This is a genomic window from Gilliamella sp. W8136 (genome assembly GCF_016101285.1).
Taxonomy (GTDB): domain Bacteria; phylum Pseudomonadota; class Gammaproteobacteria; order Enterobacterales; family Orbaceae; genus Gilliamella; species Gilliamella apicola_N.
The window spans coordinates 16,077-31,201 of the sequence record NZ_JACFQU010000007.1; the positions used below are offsets into that span (position 1 = coordinate 16,077).

The 15,125-nt window shown below is 34.0% G+C and carries 12 protein-coding genes; 8 read left to right on the plus strand and 4 right to left on the minus strand.

Features of this window, described 5'->3' with window-relative positions:
* Window positions 1-42: 42 nt before the first annotated feature.
* The 5 genes from H3T96_RS05525 (at window position 43) to H3T96_RS05545 (ending at window position 5,605) form a co-directional block, all read left to right on the plus strand.
* On the plus strand, window positions 43-1,029 hold the full coding sequence (locus H3T96_RS05525) for an iron ABC transporter permease (RefSeq protein WP_144091392.1): 987 nt from the start codon (window positions 43-45) through the stop codon (window positions 1,027-1,029).
* A gap of 16 nt (window positions 1,030-1,045) precedes the next feature.
* Window positions 1,046-1,819 (plus strand): heme ABC transporter ATP-binding protein, encoded by a 774-nt coding sequence (locus tag H3T96_RS05530; protein WP_144091393.1) that lies wholly within the window; start codon window positions 1,046-1,048, stop codon window positions 1,817-1,819.
* 86 nt (window positions 1,820-1,905) lie between these two features.
* Entirely contained in the window at window positions 1,906-2,907 is a 1,002-nt protein-coding gene (gene zntB, locus H3T96_RS05535) for a zinc transporter ZntB (protein WP_172398417.1), read from the plus strand.
* A gap of 450 nt (window positions 2,908-3,357) precedes the next feature.
* Complete coding sequence (locus H3T96_RS14995; RefSeq protein WP_144091497.1) at window positions 3,358-3,666, plus strand: GNAT family N-acetyltransferase; 309 nt, start codon at window positions 3,358-3,360, stop codon at window positions 3,664-3,666.
* Between the two features lie 49 nt (window positions 3,667-3,715).
* The gene (locus H3T96_RS05545) at window positions 3,716-5,605 is read left to right on the plus strand and encodes a DNA topoisomerase III (protein ID WP_144091394.1); all 1,890 of its coding nucleotides are present in this window, start codon (window positions 3,716-3,718) and stop codon (window positions 5,603-5,605) included.
* Window positions 5,606-5,716: 111 nt separating this feature from the next.
* On the opposite strand, the gene H3T96_RS05550 is transcribed toward H3T96_RS05545, so the two are convergent.
* Window positions 5,717-6,370: a hypothetical protein gene (locus tag H3T96_RS05550; protein ID WP_143423806.1), complete on the minus strand. Its 654-nt coding sequence runs from the start codon at window positions 6,368-6,370 to the stop codon at window positions 5,717-5,719.
* 701 nt (window positions 6,371-7,071) lie between these two features.
* Between H3T96_RS05550 and mgtA the strand changes: the two genes are divergently transcribed.
* Complete coding sequence (mgtA, locus tag H3T96_RS05555) at window positions 7,072-9,780, plus strand: magnesium-translocating P-type ATPase (protein ID WP_039127843.1); 2,709 nt, start codon at window positions 7,072-7,074, stop codon at window positions 9,778-9,780.
* A 347-nt stretch (window positions 9,781-10,127) separates the two neighbouring features.
* Here the strand turns inward: mgtA and H3T96_RS05560 are convergent, their stop codons facing one another.
* Complete coding sequence (locus H3T96_RS05560; protein WP_039127841.1) at window positions 10,128-10,358, minus strand: YdcH family protein; 231 nt, start codon at window positions 10,356-10,358, stop codon at window positions 10,128-10,130.
* Window positions 10,359-10,525: 167 nt separating this feature from the next.
* Here H3T96_RS05560 and H3T96_RS05565 point away from each other — a divergent pair, with 167 nt between their 5' ends.
* The gene (locus tag H3T96_RS05565; protein WP_144091395.1) at window positions 10,526-12,055 is read left to right on the plus strand and encodes a helicase HerA-like C-terminal domain-containing protein; all 1,530 of its coding nucleotides are present in this window, start codon (window positions 10,526-10,528) and stop codon (window positions 12,053-12,055) included.
* Window positions 12,056-12,106: 51 nt separating this feature from the next.
* Entirely contained in the window at window positions 12,107-13,195 is a 1,089-nt protein-coding gene (locus tag H3T96_RS05570; protein WP_086327455.1) for an AI-2E family transporter, read from the plus strand.
* A gap of 31 nt (window positions 13,196-13,226) precedes the next feature.
* Here H3T96_RS05570 and bcp read toward each other — a convergent pair whose 3' ends face one another.
* The gene (bcp, locus tag H3T96_RS05575) at window positions 13,227-13,694 is read right to left on the minus strand and encodes a thioredoxin-dependent thiol peroxidase (protein ID WP_039127832.1); all 468 of its coding nucleotides are present in this window, start codon (window positions 13,692-13,694) and stop codon (window positions 13,227-13,229) included.
* A 96-nt stretch (window positions 13,695-13,790) separates the two neighbouring features.
* Window positions 13,791-15,089: a glutamate-1-semialdehyde 2,1-aminomutase gene (gene hemL, locus H3T96_RS05580; protein WP_039127829.1), complete on the minus strand. Its 1,299-nt coding sequence runs from the start codon at window positions 15,087-15,089 to the stop codon at window positions 13,791-13,793.
* Between the last annotated feature and the right edge of the window lie 36 nt (window positions 15,090-15,125).

Sequence of the window (15,125 nt, forward strand, 5' to 3'; positions counted from 1 at the left end):
TCAAGTTGAATGAATAAGTTAATACAGATAAGAGGATAATGGGTGGGCAAATATAGTCATCGTTCTTTATTATGGGGATTATTTGCCATTCTATTGGTGCTAATTCTATTTTCTGCAAATTCAGGCGCATTAAAACTAACTTTTGATAAACTAGTGGATATGTCGATGGATGATCCTTTATGGAACATTTGGTTAAATATACGAATACCACGAATAATATTAGCAATTATAGTAGGAATGGCATTAGCCACTTCAGGCGCGGTGATGCAAGGGTTATTTCGTAATCCTTTAGCTGATCCGGGTTTACTTGGTATTAGTAGTGGTGCTGCTTTAATGGTTGGGTTATCTATTTTGTTTCCTGCCATTTTTCCACCTATTATGGTCATGTATGGCAAAATGGTCGCAGCATTTGCAGGAAGCTTTTTTATCTGTTTATTAATTTATCTTTATAGCATAAATTCGCAATGTAATTTGGCCAAAATGGTATTACTAGGTGTTGCTATTAATGCTGTTATTGGGGCGGTTATGGGTTGCTTAAGTTATATTAGTGATGAAGCGCAACTGCGACAACTTTCTTTATGGTCTATGGGACATTTAGGTAAGGGCTCTTGGGATTTAGTTCTGGTTGCGTTATCACTTATTGTCCCTGCTTTAGTGTGTTTATTTAAGCTTTCTCATCAACTTAATATTCTTCAGTTAGGTGATGAAGACGCTCATTATTTAGGTATTAAAGTCAGACGAATTAAGCAGTATTTATTATTACTATCTGCTGTGCTTATTGGTACATCTGTCGCGGTGAGTGGCATGATTGCTTTTGTCGGTCTGGTTGTCCCCCATATGATTCGATTGAGAGTCGGTGCTAATCATAGCTGGTTATTGCCGGGTTCAGCACTAGGTGGTGCTTGTTTATTACTACTAGCCGATACCTTTGCACGCACTTTAATTGCACCTACTGAAATTCCTGTCGGACTTTTCACAAGTTTGATTGGTGGTCCTTATTTTATTTGGCTGATTTTAAAACATAAGTAATAGATGGTATTTAATAATGTTAACTGCTGAACATTTAACTTTTGGTTATGCTAATCGCACTTTAATTAACGATGTGTCTTTGAACATACAGGCCAGTGAAATTGTAATTATCATTGGTCCCAATGGTGCAGGTAAATCGACACTTTTACGTTTATTGACAGGTTATCAAAAACCAGCTTCAGGCGAATGTTATTTACTTAATAAACCATTATCACAATGGTCCGAAACGCAATTATCTAAAATTAGAACCGTTATGTTGCAACAAAGTCAATTAACTTTTCCATTCAAAGTGAAAGAAGTGGTGGCAATGGGGCGAGCTCCTTATGGTAAGACCAATTTTGAGCAAGCGGTGCAAGAAAGTATGCAACAAACTGATTGTTTAAAATTGGCAGACCGCGATTACCGTAGTTTGTCAGGAGGTGAACAGCAACGAGTTCAACTGGCGCGAGTATTAGCGCAATTATGGCAGCCTGAACCTACAGAAAAATTGTTATTTTTAGATGAGCCGACTTCCGCCCTTGATCTATATCATCAACAACATACGTTAAGATTGTTGAAACAATTAGTTAGCAAACAAAAATTAGCAGTTTGTTGTATTTTGCATGATCTTAATTTGGCTGCTTTATATGCTGATAAAATTTTATTAATTCATCAAGGCCGAATTGTCGAGCAAGGTGCGCCAGCGGATGTGCTAACGGTTGAAAAAATTCATCGATGGTATGGTGTTGAAACAGGGATTTTTAATCATCCCAATCATTCGTCAATACCACAAATTTATTTAAACCCTTAACGGGTAAATCTCGATAATCAATCATTCGCTGCATTTTTAATCAAAATCAGTATATAATTAAGCAAACTTAATAAATGGGGCTGATGATGATTAACGAAAATAGTAATAGTTCTATTCTGGTTTCAGATCTACTTGCAGCACAACCTGTTTTTAGTTGCCAATTGGATGGAAAGGGCAAAGCCAATTCTTTGAATGACAAAACAGAAGCTTCAAAGACCCAACCTTATTGGATACATCTTGATTTTGCTAAAAGCGAAACCATAAATTGGATCAATCAAACAAATTTGATTCCTGATCTTGTCAAAAATGAGTTGATAAAACCTAATCAATTTCCAAAAGAAATACGTTGTGATGCAGGGATTTTAGTCGTACTAAAGGGTGTTAATTTTACCCCAAATGAACTGCCCGATCCTATCGTTACTTTTCGTTTTTATATTACCGATAATTTAATAATCTCAACCAGACATCAAAAAATAGATGCTATTATTAAATTAAAACAAAATTTAGAAAAAGGAATTGGTCCTGTTGATGTTGCTGACTGGTTAATTCAGCTTTCTGAATTAATCTGTGATCAAGTTAATTTATCATTTGATGGTGTCCACAATAAAATTATTAAATTAGAAGATTTACTCTTAAATCAGCGAATTTTTTCGCATAAAGAAATAGGAAGAGTTCGTAAACAACTTTTCATATTACGTCGTCTACTTTCACCACAACGTGATATTTTTGTAAAAATTTCAACAGAACGAATATCTTGGATTGATGATAATGATCGCCAACGATTGCATGATATTTCAAATCAACAAAATCACTATGTTTCTGAAATTGATAGTTGTTTAATAAGAATTGGTTCAGTTATGGAGCAAATTAATAGCATTCTGGCTGAATCGACGAATAAACGTATTTATTTAATGTCACTGTTCACCATTATATTTACGCCAATTACTTTCATAACCAGCTTACTGGGTGTTAATTTGGCAGGTATCCCTTTTAATGAAAATGAATGGTCATTTGTGGGTTTAATTTTAGTGCTTATTGCTATTAGTATTGTTTCAGTAATATGGCTTAAGCTCAAAAAATGGTGGTAGCTGAAGTGATTTTTTAAATCTCTGAAGTTTTAATCAATTTTTATAAATTTTTTAATAACAATGGTGTTAAGTCGTTATTTGAAAGTGCGACTTGAACACTCAGTCATGCTTATTGGAAAGGGAATATTGGATCGGCTTATACAGATAATCTATTGCAACCAAGTTCAGTTGTAACTAATATTGTCTATTTCTTTTTTTAGCAAGCCAATCTAATCAAAATTTTCTTTGCAATATTCCAAAAATTTATAGTAATGATTATGAAATTCTGTTTACATTGAAAAAGAATAGCAAATTTTAATCGAGAATCTATACCCAAAAAATTACGATAAAATTATACGTTATAGTTTAAATTCGAATCCATTATGTTGACATAACAAACTGAAATTAATTGTTTCAAAATTACCCAAAGATTATCAATTACAATCTATTGATTAAAATGGTTATCAGGAAATTTTCGAACTTGAATGGGCTAAAAACTTATGTAACAATTTTAATTCATATTCTGAATTTGTAGAAATAGGTTTAGGATTTATTGTTTTAAAATATAATGTTATTTTTTCTAAAGCATTATCTTATTTAGTATATAATGATAGTATTGAAGTAGATACTTTAGCAAAAGAAAGAGAAAAGGGACTTACATTGACTTGTTCTGCAAATTTACTTTTAGCCTGTTTAGAATGTCAAGTACCAGCAAATTGGGATAGACATAATCGGGAATCTTTAAAGAAATTCACTAATTTAGGTTATATCTTAAAATAAACTCAATAATGCTTATGTCGTTTGGAATTTATGATTAATACTTATTATTATGCAAACTAATCAATCTTTTCGTTTATTTATTGCCGAAAAGCCCAGCTTAGCTAGGGCTATCGCGGATGTATTGCCTAAACCTCACCAAAAAATGAATGGTTTTATCCGAGCTAGTAATGGTGATGTGGTTAGCTGGTGTATTGGGCATTTATTAGAACAAGCGACCCCTGAAGTCTATGATGAACGATTTAAAAAATGGTCTTTAAATGATTTGCCTATCGTGCCTGAAAAGTGGATATTAATCCCCAAAGGAAATACCGAAAAACAATTAAATATTTTGGTCGATTTGATTAAAACAGCCGATCAGATTGTGCATGCGGGTGACCCCGATAGAGAAGGACAACTATTGGTAGATGAAGTGTTAAATTATTGCCAGCTTACACCCGAAAAACGTAAAACCATCCAACGTTGCTTAATTAGTGATTTAAATGCTAGTGCAGTTCAAAAATCTCTTGAACAGTTGCGAAGTAATCAAGATTATGTCCCTTTATCGACTTCTGCATTAGCTAGAGCTCGGGCTGACTGGCTTTACGGCATGAATATGAGCCGAGTTTGTACATTGGTAGGGCAAAGAAACGGTTATCGTGGCGTACTGTCCATTGGTCGAGTGCAAACGCCTATTTTAGGATTAGTGGTAAGACGCGATTTAGAGATAGCCCAATTTGTACCTAAACCGTTCTATGAAGTGTTTGCTATTTTGCAAACCAAAAATAATGAAACATTTAAAGCTAAATGGCAACCGAGTGAAGCTTGCGAACCTTATCAAGATGAAGAAGGTCGAGTACTCGTTAAAGCATTAGCTGAAAATGTTTGCCAACGGATTAAAGGTAAATCCGGTATAATTGATAAAGTAAGCAATAAAAAGAAAGAGCTTGCTCCACCAATGCCATTTAACCTGTCTTCTTTACAAATTGAAATGGCGAAAAAAAATGGGTTAAGTGCGCAAGAAGTGCTTGATATTTGTCAGTCATTATACGAAAAACATAAGTTAATTACTTACCCCCGTTCAGATTGTCGTTTTCTGCCTGAAGAGCATTTAAAGCAAATTAATGGCATAAAATCAGCCATTGAAAACAATTGTTCAGCTTTGCAAACAGCAATTGATAATGCTGATTTTTCATTGCGTTCCAAAGCATGGAATGATAAAAAGGTGGAAGCGCATCATGCCATTATCCCTACCTTACGTAAAGCCAAAATGGACAGTTTGTCCAATAATGAGCGGGCTGTTTATCAAGTTGTAGCAACCCAATATTTAGCCCAATTTTATCCCGCCTATAAATATTCTGAATTACAAATTGATGTTGAAATTCAAGGAGGGAAATTTATATCAAAAACCAATCAAATGCTTGATGAAGGTTGGAAAGTTTTATTCAGAAATAAAAACACTCAAATCGATAGCGATGCTGATGATAACAACAATGGTTTATTGACTAAGCTCATTAAAAAAGGGGAATCTGTCCAATGCATTGATACTGAATTGCTTAGTAAAGAAACTCAGCCGCCAAGACCATTTACTGACGCTACGTTATTAGCAGCTTTGACAGGGATAGCTCGCTTTGTAAAAGATCCTGAAATTAAAAAAATCCTACGTGAAACAGATGGCTTAGGTACGGAAGCAACGCGTGCAGGTATTATTGAGTTGTTATTTAAAAGGCAATTTTTAATTCGACAAGGTAAATCAATACGTTCTACACAAATCGGACAAAATCTAATTTTATCATTGCCAGATATTATGTCTATGCCAGATATGACAGCACATTGGGAATTACAGTTAGATGAAATTAGTAAGAAATCCTTTTCATACCAACAATTCATGTATCAACTTAATTCATCATTATCAAATTTAATTGATCAAATGAAAAATGCACGGTTGAATATTCATTCTTAACCCTCATATTAAAAAAACAGGATGAATCGCATCATTGAAAATAGCGTTTATCCTGTTTATTTATATCACTTGGTTATCAATCGATTTATTGATCAATTTTTATTTTATCGATTATTCTAACGTACGGCTGTTTGCGTATCTTTCTTCAATAATTTTAGCCAGTTCATTGTTTGCTCTTTGTAAAAAAGTTTCATTTTTTAAAATGACCAAATAGGTTTTCAATCGTTTGATTGGATCGAGTGCAAAACGATATGTAATAAACAAAATGATAAAAATAGTCAAAATCGAAATGATAATATTGACAATCCAAGGTGAACTAAAGATTCTATTAATATTAAATAGTAATAAGATAAGTGCAAAAATTAATATGATACCGCTAAGTACAACTTCTTTAATTGAGTAAAATGCTAGTGGTATTAAGCGATTTTTTTGAATAGTAAAATATTGGGTTAATAAATTTAATTGTGTCAGATCAATAATATTATTTACGTCGGCATTAACAAGTGACATAGCAATATTCTCTTTTTCAATATCACCTGATTTATAAAAACAGATTTTATCCCAAAGTAATTTTTTTTTGATATTACTTAAGTAGTCACGTTGATACTTTGGTTGAGATGTTTTTTCTAAAATATCGGCATATTTGATGAGGTTGTCGAAGTATTTACTGGATCTTGGCCTTTTGCATATAAAAGCAACACAAGAAAGTGTGAATATAATAACCAAATTGAACCAATTGTCATGGAGTAATTCTGAGATTTCCATTTCAATAATCCGCATTAATTAATCATTGTACAATTATATCTGATATCGGGTAAAACGTGTATTAATTCTATGCTAATTTTAATTTTCAAGCCGTTTTACGTGCTGTTTTTAAGCGAACTCGAAATATTTTTTTGATAACGGGTTGACTTACTTTTGTGAAAAGCGTATAACTTGCCCACCTTGGAGCTTTTCTTTCTTTTTTAACTATCAAAGCGGTTTAAAAATGAGGGTGAAGAAAAGTTGAAATCCAAAGGGTAGAGTTCAATTTACAGGAGAAATATGGACACTCAATCGGGTCACCCCAAACAGTGGGGAGATAAATTCAAACACATCATTGTCGGTTAATGAACCTGTCTAAATAGTTATTTTTTCAGTTCACGAGCCGAAATTGATAAAAACGGTAACGGTGAACGATATGCAGTTTTCTACATGCTATCACTCAAATTCAAAACATCATTGCGCTCTTAAAGTGCTTCTAAGGGTATTATATCTTACAGACAAGCATTTAGAGCCACCAAGTTGTATCTAACTCTTAACTAATTTTAATTCTCTAAAATTTTATTTTATGCCAAGCATTAGCTTGAATGGCTAGTTATTGCTTTGCGTTTAGATTTTAGCCAATAAGAACTGATATATGCCTAGTTATGATTTAACTTAGGAATAGGTTCCTTTTGTCTAAAAAGTATGGATAGGTACAGACTATGACTAAAAAAACATCTAAAGTAAAGACAGAAAATACTTCAAACATAAAAGCCCTTAAAGAGGCCCAAAACAGTCTTGATAACATTTTATCTAATTTCCAATCAAGTCTTTCTGGATTAACTCAAGAAAGCGCAAAATCAAGATTGGAACAATATGGAAAAAATGAAGTCGCTCGTGAAAAAGTACCTTCTGCTTTTGTCCAATTACTATTAGCTTTTAAAAATCCATTTATATTTGTATTGTTGACATTAGCGATAGTTAGTTTTGTTACTGATTACTGGTTACCACTACAAGATGGTGACGAGACCGATTTGACTGGTGTTATCATTATCCTCACTATGGTGACACTGAGTGGGATATTACGTTTTTGGCAGGAATTTAGATCAAACAAGGCTGCCGAAGCCTTAAAATCTATGATCCGAACCACTGCAACGGTATTGCGTCGAGCACATAAAGATATGAGCCCAGAACGCATTGAAATACCATTAAGTGAAATTGTACCAGGCGATATTGTTTATTTGTCAGCAGGCGATATGATCCCGGCCGATATTCGTTTGATTGAATCACGAGACTTATTTGTTAGCCAAGCAGTATTAACAGGGGAATCAATTCCGGTTGAAAAATATGACACATTAGGTGCTGTAACTCAAAAAAACAGTGATAATGTTGATGCTGCCGATATCGATAAAGATAATGTGCTAGATGTGAATAATGTCTGTTTTATGGGTACCAATGTAGTGAGTGGAACTGCAACTGCTATTGTGGTTGCGACAGGTGCAGATACCCATTTTGGTTCGTTAGCAAAATCGATAGTAGGCTCAAGAGCCGAAACTTCATTCGATCGTGGCGTGAACAGCGTAAGTTGGTTATTGATTCGCTTTATGTTAGTCATGGTTCCTATTGTTTTATTAATAAATGGATTCACTAAAGGCGATTGGGGAGAAGCAGCATTATTTGCTTTAGCGGTTGCGGTTGGTTTAACACCTGAAATGTTACCAATGATCGTGAGTGCAAATCTTGCCAAAGGTGCGGTAGGAATGGCAAAGCGCAAAGTTGTTGTGAAACGTTTGAACGCTATTCAAAACTTTGGTGCAATGGATATTTTATGTACTGATAAAACGGGTACATTGACTCAAGATAAAATCATTTTAGAACATCATTTAGATATTAATGGGCAAATTGATGCATCTGTATTACAACTAGCATGGCTTAACAGTTACTATCAAAGTGGAATGAAAAACTTGATGGATAAAGCCATCATCCGTTTTGCAGAAGAAAAGACCAGTGTTAAAAAAGTAGGTATTGGTTTTTATAAAAAAATTGATGAATTGCCTTTTGATTTTGTTCGTCGTCGCTTATCAGTTGTTGTTCAAGGCAATGATGATAATCATTTAATGATCTGTAAAGGTGCCGTTGAAGAAATGCTATCAATTTCGGATTTTGTCTATGAAAACGGAGAATATTTGCCATTAGACGAAAACCGTAAGAAAGCATTGATTGAATTGGCGCATAACTATAACAAAGATGGTTTTAGAGTATTAGCCGTTGGTATAAAAGACATTCCTGTTGCCCAGACTAAAACTCAATACAATGTTCAAGACGAAAAAGCTTTAGCGATTCGTGGATTTTTAACTTTCTTAGATCCGCCCAAAGAGAGCGCTTATGAGGCTATTTCAGCATTAAACGAACATGGGGTTGGCGTTAAAGTGTTAACAGGTGATAATGAAATAATCACCATTAAAGTCTGCCGTGAAGTAGGTTTAGAACCCGGTATTCCTTTACTTGGAACTGAAATTGAAACAATGGATGATGCAGAGCTAAAAGTACAGATTGAACAACGTACTATTTTTGCTAAATTAACACCATTGCAAAAATCACGAATAATTCGTTTATTGCAAGAAAATGGTCATACCGTTGGTTTTCTAGGTGATGGTATTAATGATGCACCTGCATTACGTGATGCTGATGTGGGGATCTCAGTTGATACCGCGACAGATATTGCTAAAGAATCGGCAGATATTATCCTTTTGGAAAAAAGCCTAATGGTATTAGAAGAAGGTGTTATTTGTGGCCGTGAAACTTTCGGTAATATCATGAAATATCTCAATATGACGGCAAGTTCTAACTTTGGTAATATATTCTCAGTATTAGTTGCTAGTGCGTTTTTACCGTTTTTACCTATGCTAGCAATACATTTACTTATTCAAAACTTGCTGTATGATATTTCACAACTCTCCTTACCGTGGGATAAGATGGATGAAGAGTTTTTACAAAAACCACGTAAATGGGATGCACGAAATATTGGACGTTTTATGATTTGGATCGGGCCAACATCGTCCATTTTTGATATCACAACGTATGCACTAATGTGGTTTATATTTGGTGCTAATAGTATTGAAGCGCAATCACTGTTCCATTCTGGTTGGTTTATTGAAGGATTGTTATCACAAACGCTGGTTGTGCACATGCTTAGAACACAAAAAATTCCATTTGTGCAAAGTACAGCTGCATTCCCAGTTATTGTAATGACCATGCTAATTATGGCAGTGGGTATTTATATTCCGTTTTCACCATTAGGTGGATTAATTGGATTGCAACCATTACCTTGGTCATATTTCCCATGGCTATTAGTAACTCTATTTAGCTATTGCTGTGTTGCTCAATTAATGAAACGCATCTATATCAAACGTTTTGGGCAATGGTTCTAGCTTCATTGATGACTATATAGGTGATGTCAATTTCACTTATATAGTAAAACTGTATCTTGAAATTATATTTATTAAAAATATCTTGTGAATCATACAATTACAACAAAAAGGAAATAACACATGAAGACACCACATAAAAACTTAATTGTACTAATTAAAAGCCGTAAACAAAAAAAGGCTCAACAACAATTAGCTAAAAAATAAAAAGCTTAATCACCAACATTGTAATAAAATCGTTGGTGTAACTATTTAAGTTGATATAAAATAAAAAACCCCATTAATTGGGGTTTTTTATTACACACTAATTTTCACATCTATTTATCAATTTATAATCACTATCTAATTAATTATAATTTTAAATGGTTATCATTGGTTTTTCTTAAAATATCATAAATTTCATCTTTCAGCTTTAATTTTTGCTTTTTCAATGCATCTATCGTTTCGCTAGTATCAACAGTAATTCCAGACTCAATATTTTTAATTTTTTGATCAAGTTCATTGTGTAAATCGAACAGTTTTTGAAAACGTAAATCGTTATTTTTTAATTTAGAGATTAATTCTCGATATTCTGGAAACATAACGGCTCCTTATATTGGCTAGATGGATAATAAAAATAGCGGTTACTGCTAATTCAGAATACAATATTATTTAAAACTTTAACAGTAAAAAGCATTTAATTGACAAAATTGGCCAATTGTTTTTATAACATCAAATATTAAATAACAATTTTACAAGAGGTTAATCCATGAGTGAATCGATCATCATCGCCAAAAGCCATGGCAAAGATTTATCCATCGTTGCAGCATTAGCTAATCGTCATGGTTTAATTACTGGCGCAACAGGCACTGGTAAAACAGTCACATTACAAAAAATGGCTGAAGGATTTTCGCAAATAGGCGTGCCGGTTTTTCTTGCTGATGTTAAAGGCGATCTAACAGGTCTTGGCGAAAAGGCTGTTTTAACAGAAAAATTAAAAACACGTTTAGACAATATAGAAGTTTTTAATTGGCAGCCTGATGCATCACCCATTGAATTATGGGATGTATTTGCTGAAAAAGGGGTCCCTGTTCGTAGTACTGTATCAGATATAGGGCCAATTTTACTTGCTCGGTTACTCAATCTAAATGATATACAGTCTGGTGTATTACAATTAGTTTTTAAAATTGCTGATGATAATGGTTTATTATTACTCGATTTCAAAGATCTGCGATCATTAATTCAATTTGTAGGCGATAATGCCAAACAGTTTACCACTCAATACGGTAATATTTCTTTATCGTCAATAGGGGCGATTCAACGTGGATTGTTAACACTTGAACAACAAGGTGCGGAGTTTTTTCTTGGCGAACCAATGCTTGATATTCAAGATTTAATGCTGGTAAATGCAGAAGGACGTGGAATTATCAATATTTTATCTGCACAGAGATTATACAATTCACCTAAATTATATTCTGTCTTCCTTTTATGGTTGTTATCCGAACTTTTTGAGCATTTACCAGAAATAGGCGATCCAGATAAACCAAAATTGGTGTTCTTTTTTGATGAGGCTCATTTATTGTTTAATGATATCTCGCCAGCATTATTAGAAAAAATTGAACAAGTAGTACGCTTAATTCGTTCCAAAGGCGTGGGTATTTATTTTGCTTCGCAAAATCCGACAGATATACCGGATACTGTTCTCGGGCAATTAGGTAATCGTGTTCAGCATGCCTTGCGAGCTTTTACACCGAAAGATCAAAAAGCGGTTAAAACGGCTGCGCAAACAATGCGTGCTAATCCAAGTTTTGATACTGAAAAAGCGATAATGGAATTAGGTGTTGGTGAAGCTTTAATTTCATTTTTAGATGAAAAAGGCCGACCAAATATGGTCGAACGTGGTTTTGTGATTGCGCCAGAATCGAAAATGGGCGCGATGTCTCCAGAAAATCAATCGGCAATTATTCAACATTCCCAGTATTATAATAAATATCGATCAACCATAGATCGTCAATCTGCTTATGAGATATTAAAAAATGGATTTTCATTAGATAACTTATCTAGCTCTCAAACCGATAAAAATAATCAAAACCTCAATAATGACGCTGAAAACCAACAAAATAAAAATAGTGGTGGATTGCTTGATTTTTTCAGTTCAATATTTTTTGGTTCGAAAGGCCCAAAAGGGGGACAGCATGATGGTATTGCCCAACAACTAGCTAAAAGTGCTACCAGACAAGTAGTTAATCAAATTAGTAGAAAAATCACCCGTGGCATATTAGGTGGTTTTAAAAAATAATCAATCAAAGTGTATATAATTTAAAAAAAACAGCATGATAGGAGAATTTTGATGTTAAAAATGTTTATGGAATGGTATAAAAAGCGTTTTAGCGATCCGCATGTAGTGTCATTAATGGCGGTTATTTTAGGCTTATTTATTATCATCTATTTTTTCAATAAAATTCTGCTACCTATCTTAATTGCCATCGTACTGTCCTATTTACTCGATAGTCCGGTTAATTTTTTACATAAACGAGGTTTACCAAGAACACTCGCCGTTGTGATTGTTTTATTACTGTTTATTATGGTGGTTTTTGTTGGGTTTATGATTTTACTACCGCTAATTTGGCAACAAAGTATTAGCTTGATAACCAATATCCCTAACATGCTCAATTTTGCTAATAATTTCTTAACTACATTACCTCAACATTATCCTGAATTAATTGATGTTGGGTTATTTGATTCCATAATTCAGGGTATCACCAGTAGAGTTGTGCAAACAGGAAACTCATTATTGCAATTTTCGATTGTTTCTTTATTAGGATTTGTATCTGTGGCAATTAACGCTGTTTTGGTACCAATAATGATGTTTTTTTTATTAAAAGATAAAACTAAGATCTGGGCCTATTGTTCTAAAATATTACCTAAGAATCGTACAATTTTAGATAAAGTTGCCGTTGAAATGGATATGCAAATCTCAAACTATATCGTTGGTAATGTGTTACACATTATCATATTAGCTGTATGCGTATATATTCCGTTCTGGTATTTTGGATTAGATTATGGTTTATTACTTGCTGTTTTGGTGGGCTTATCGGTATTGATTCCATATATTGGTATTATTATTTCAAGCATCCCTGTGGTTTTAATCGCTATCTTTCAGTGGGGAATAAGTCCTGAATTTAGTTATTTAATTTTCTGTTATGTTTTAATCCAAGCTTTGGATGGCAATTTATTAGTACCTTGTTTATTCTCAGAGAAATTGAATCTTCATCCTTTAGTTATTATTGTCGCTGTGATCGTATTTGGTGGATTATGGGGATTTTGGGGAATATTTTTTGCTATACCATTGGCAACATTAGTAAAAGCTATTATTAACGCTTGGCCAACACCTGAAGATATAAATAATAATAGTTTAAAAGAAATTAAAGCAGATTAAGCAATTTAATCTGCTTTAAAAATTATTTAGATTAATTTTTGAGATAGTCTAAAACAACTTCATGATGATCACTTGTTTTAAAATTATCAAAGACTTTTTCAATAATACCGTCTTTGTTAATTAAAAAACTTATTCGATGAATACCTTCATAGGTTTTACCCATGAATTCCTTTTCGCCCCAAGTTCCAAATGCTTGGGCAACTTCATGATTTTCATCAGAAAGCAAAGTAAAATTTAACAGTTCTTTTTCAACAAATCGGGATAACTTTTCAGGCTTATCGGTACTAATACCAAGGATCACCACGTCATATTTTTCAAAATCGTCAGAGCTATCTCGTAAATTACAAGCTTGCACTGTACAACCGGGTGTCATGGCTTTGGGATAAAAATAAATTAAAACACGTTGACCTTTGAAATCTTTTAAGCTGATGTACTCTCCATCTTGGTCAGGTAATGAAAACTCAGGTGCTTTTTCACCTTCTTTTAGTGGATTAACCATATAATATTTACCTATTTTAATAGTTTAATTTTTTATCTCTGTAATGTATTAAAAAATAGTGTCATTTTTTCAGTTATAAAATAAAGAATTTAAAAACTAAAAATTTAAGTTACTAAAAAAACGATTTGCTGCATCAATTGTGTGATTGATCTCCCTGTCGGTGTGTTTAATCGACATGAAACCTGCTTCAAATGCAGATGGTGCAAGATAAACACCTTCAGCGAGCATATGATGATAGAATTTTTTGAATAATTCAATATTACACTGCATAACGTCCTGATAACTGCTTACTTCACCAACAGTTGTAAAAAATAGTCCAAACATGGCACCAGCATAATTGACTACTAATGGTACATTATGTGTTTTGGCCGCTATTTTTAGACCATCAGCTAGCGCTGCTGTTTTATCTGTTAATTCTTGATAGACTCCGACATCCATCAGCTTATTCAAAGTGGTGTATCCAGCAGCCATCGCAACCGGGTTGCCAGATAATGTACCGGCTTGATAGATTGGTCCAGTTGGGGCCAATTGTTGCATAATGTCAGCACGTCCACCAAAAGCACCTACAGGCATGCCACCACCAATAATTTTTCCTAAGCAGGTTAAATCAGGCACTATGTCATAATAATCTTGAGCTCCGCCCAGCGCGACTCTAAATCCTGTCATTACTTCATCTATAATTAGTAGCGCCCCATATTCATCGCATAATGCTCGTAATCCATGTAAAAACTCTTTTTTCGCTGGCACACAATTCATATTACCCGCTACTGGCTCAATAATGATAGCTGCAATATCGTTAGGATATTGCTCAAATTGTTGTTTGACTGATGCCAAATTATTATAATCACACACTAACGTATGCTTAACAAAATCATTAGGCACTCCCGGTGAAGTGGGATGGCCAAAGGTAAGAGCGCCAGACCCTGCTTTAACCAATAAATAATCTGCATGCCCATGATAACAACCTTCAAACTTAATAATCTTATCGCGTCCGGTAAATCCACGAGCAACTCGAATTGCACTCATGGTTGCTTCAGTACCCGAATTTACCATGCGTAGCATTTCAATTGAAGGCATTAACTGTGTAACAAGATTAGCAACTTTGGTTTCTATCTCTGTTGGAGCACCATAACTTAAGCCATTATGAACGGCATGAATAACTGCATTGGCTACATCTGGATCGTTATGCCCTAAAATCATGGGTCCCCAAGAACCTACATAATCAATATAAGCTTTTCCATCAACATCATAAATATAAGCGCCATTGGCGCGCTCAATAAATAATGGCGTACCACCAACACCATTAAAAGCTCGCACAGGAGAATTAACACCGCCAGGCATTACAGATAATGCTTGATGATACAACTTTTCTGATTTAAATTTATCTAGCTTCATTAAGGTGACCTCTATGAAAAATTTTGTTGTATTTAT

Coding starts and splice junctions, on each gene's coding strand:
- H3T96_RS05560 (WP_039127841.1), bottom strand. CDS start 10,358: ATGTTTCCAGAATATCGAGAATTAATCTCTAAATTAAAAAATAACGAT.
- H3T96_RS05570 (WP_086327455.1), top strand. CDS start 12,107: ATGTTAAAAATGTTTATGGAATGGTATAAAAAGCGTTTTAGCGATCCG.
- H3T96_RS05565 (WP_144091395.1), top strand. CDS start 10,526: ATGAGTGAATCGATCATCATCGCCAAAAGCCATGGCAAAGATTTATCC.
- H3T96_RS05550 (WP_143423806.1), bottom strand. CDS start 6,370: ATGGAAATCTCAGAATTACTCCATGACAATTGGTTCAATTTGGTTATT.
- bcp (WP_039127832.1), bottom strand. CDS start 13,694: ATGGTTAATCCACTAAAAGAAGGTGAAAAAGCACCTGAGTTTTCATTA.
- mgtA (WP_039127843.1), top strand. CDS start 7,072: ATGACTAAAAAAACATCTAAAGTAAAGACAGAAAATACTTCAAACATA.
- H3T96_RS05545 (WP_144091394.1), top strand. CDS start 3,716: ATGCAAACTAATCAATCTTTTCGTTTATTTATTGCCGAAAAGCCCAGC.
- zntB (WP_172398417.1), top strand. CDS start 1,906: ATGATTAACGAAAATAGTAATAGTTCTATTCTGGTTTCAGATCTACTT.
- H3T96_RS05530 (WP_144091393.1), top strand. CDS start 1,046: ATGTTAACTGCTGAACATTTAACTTTTGGTTATGCTAATCGCACTTTA.
- hemL (WP_039127829.1), bottom strand. CDS start 15,089: ATGAAGCTAGATAAATTTAAATCAGAAAAGTTGTATCATCAAGCATTA.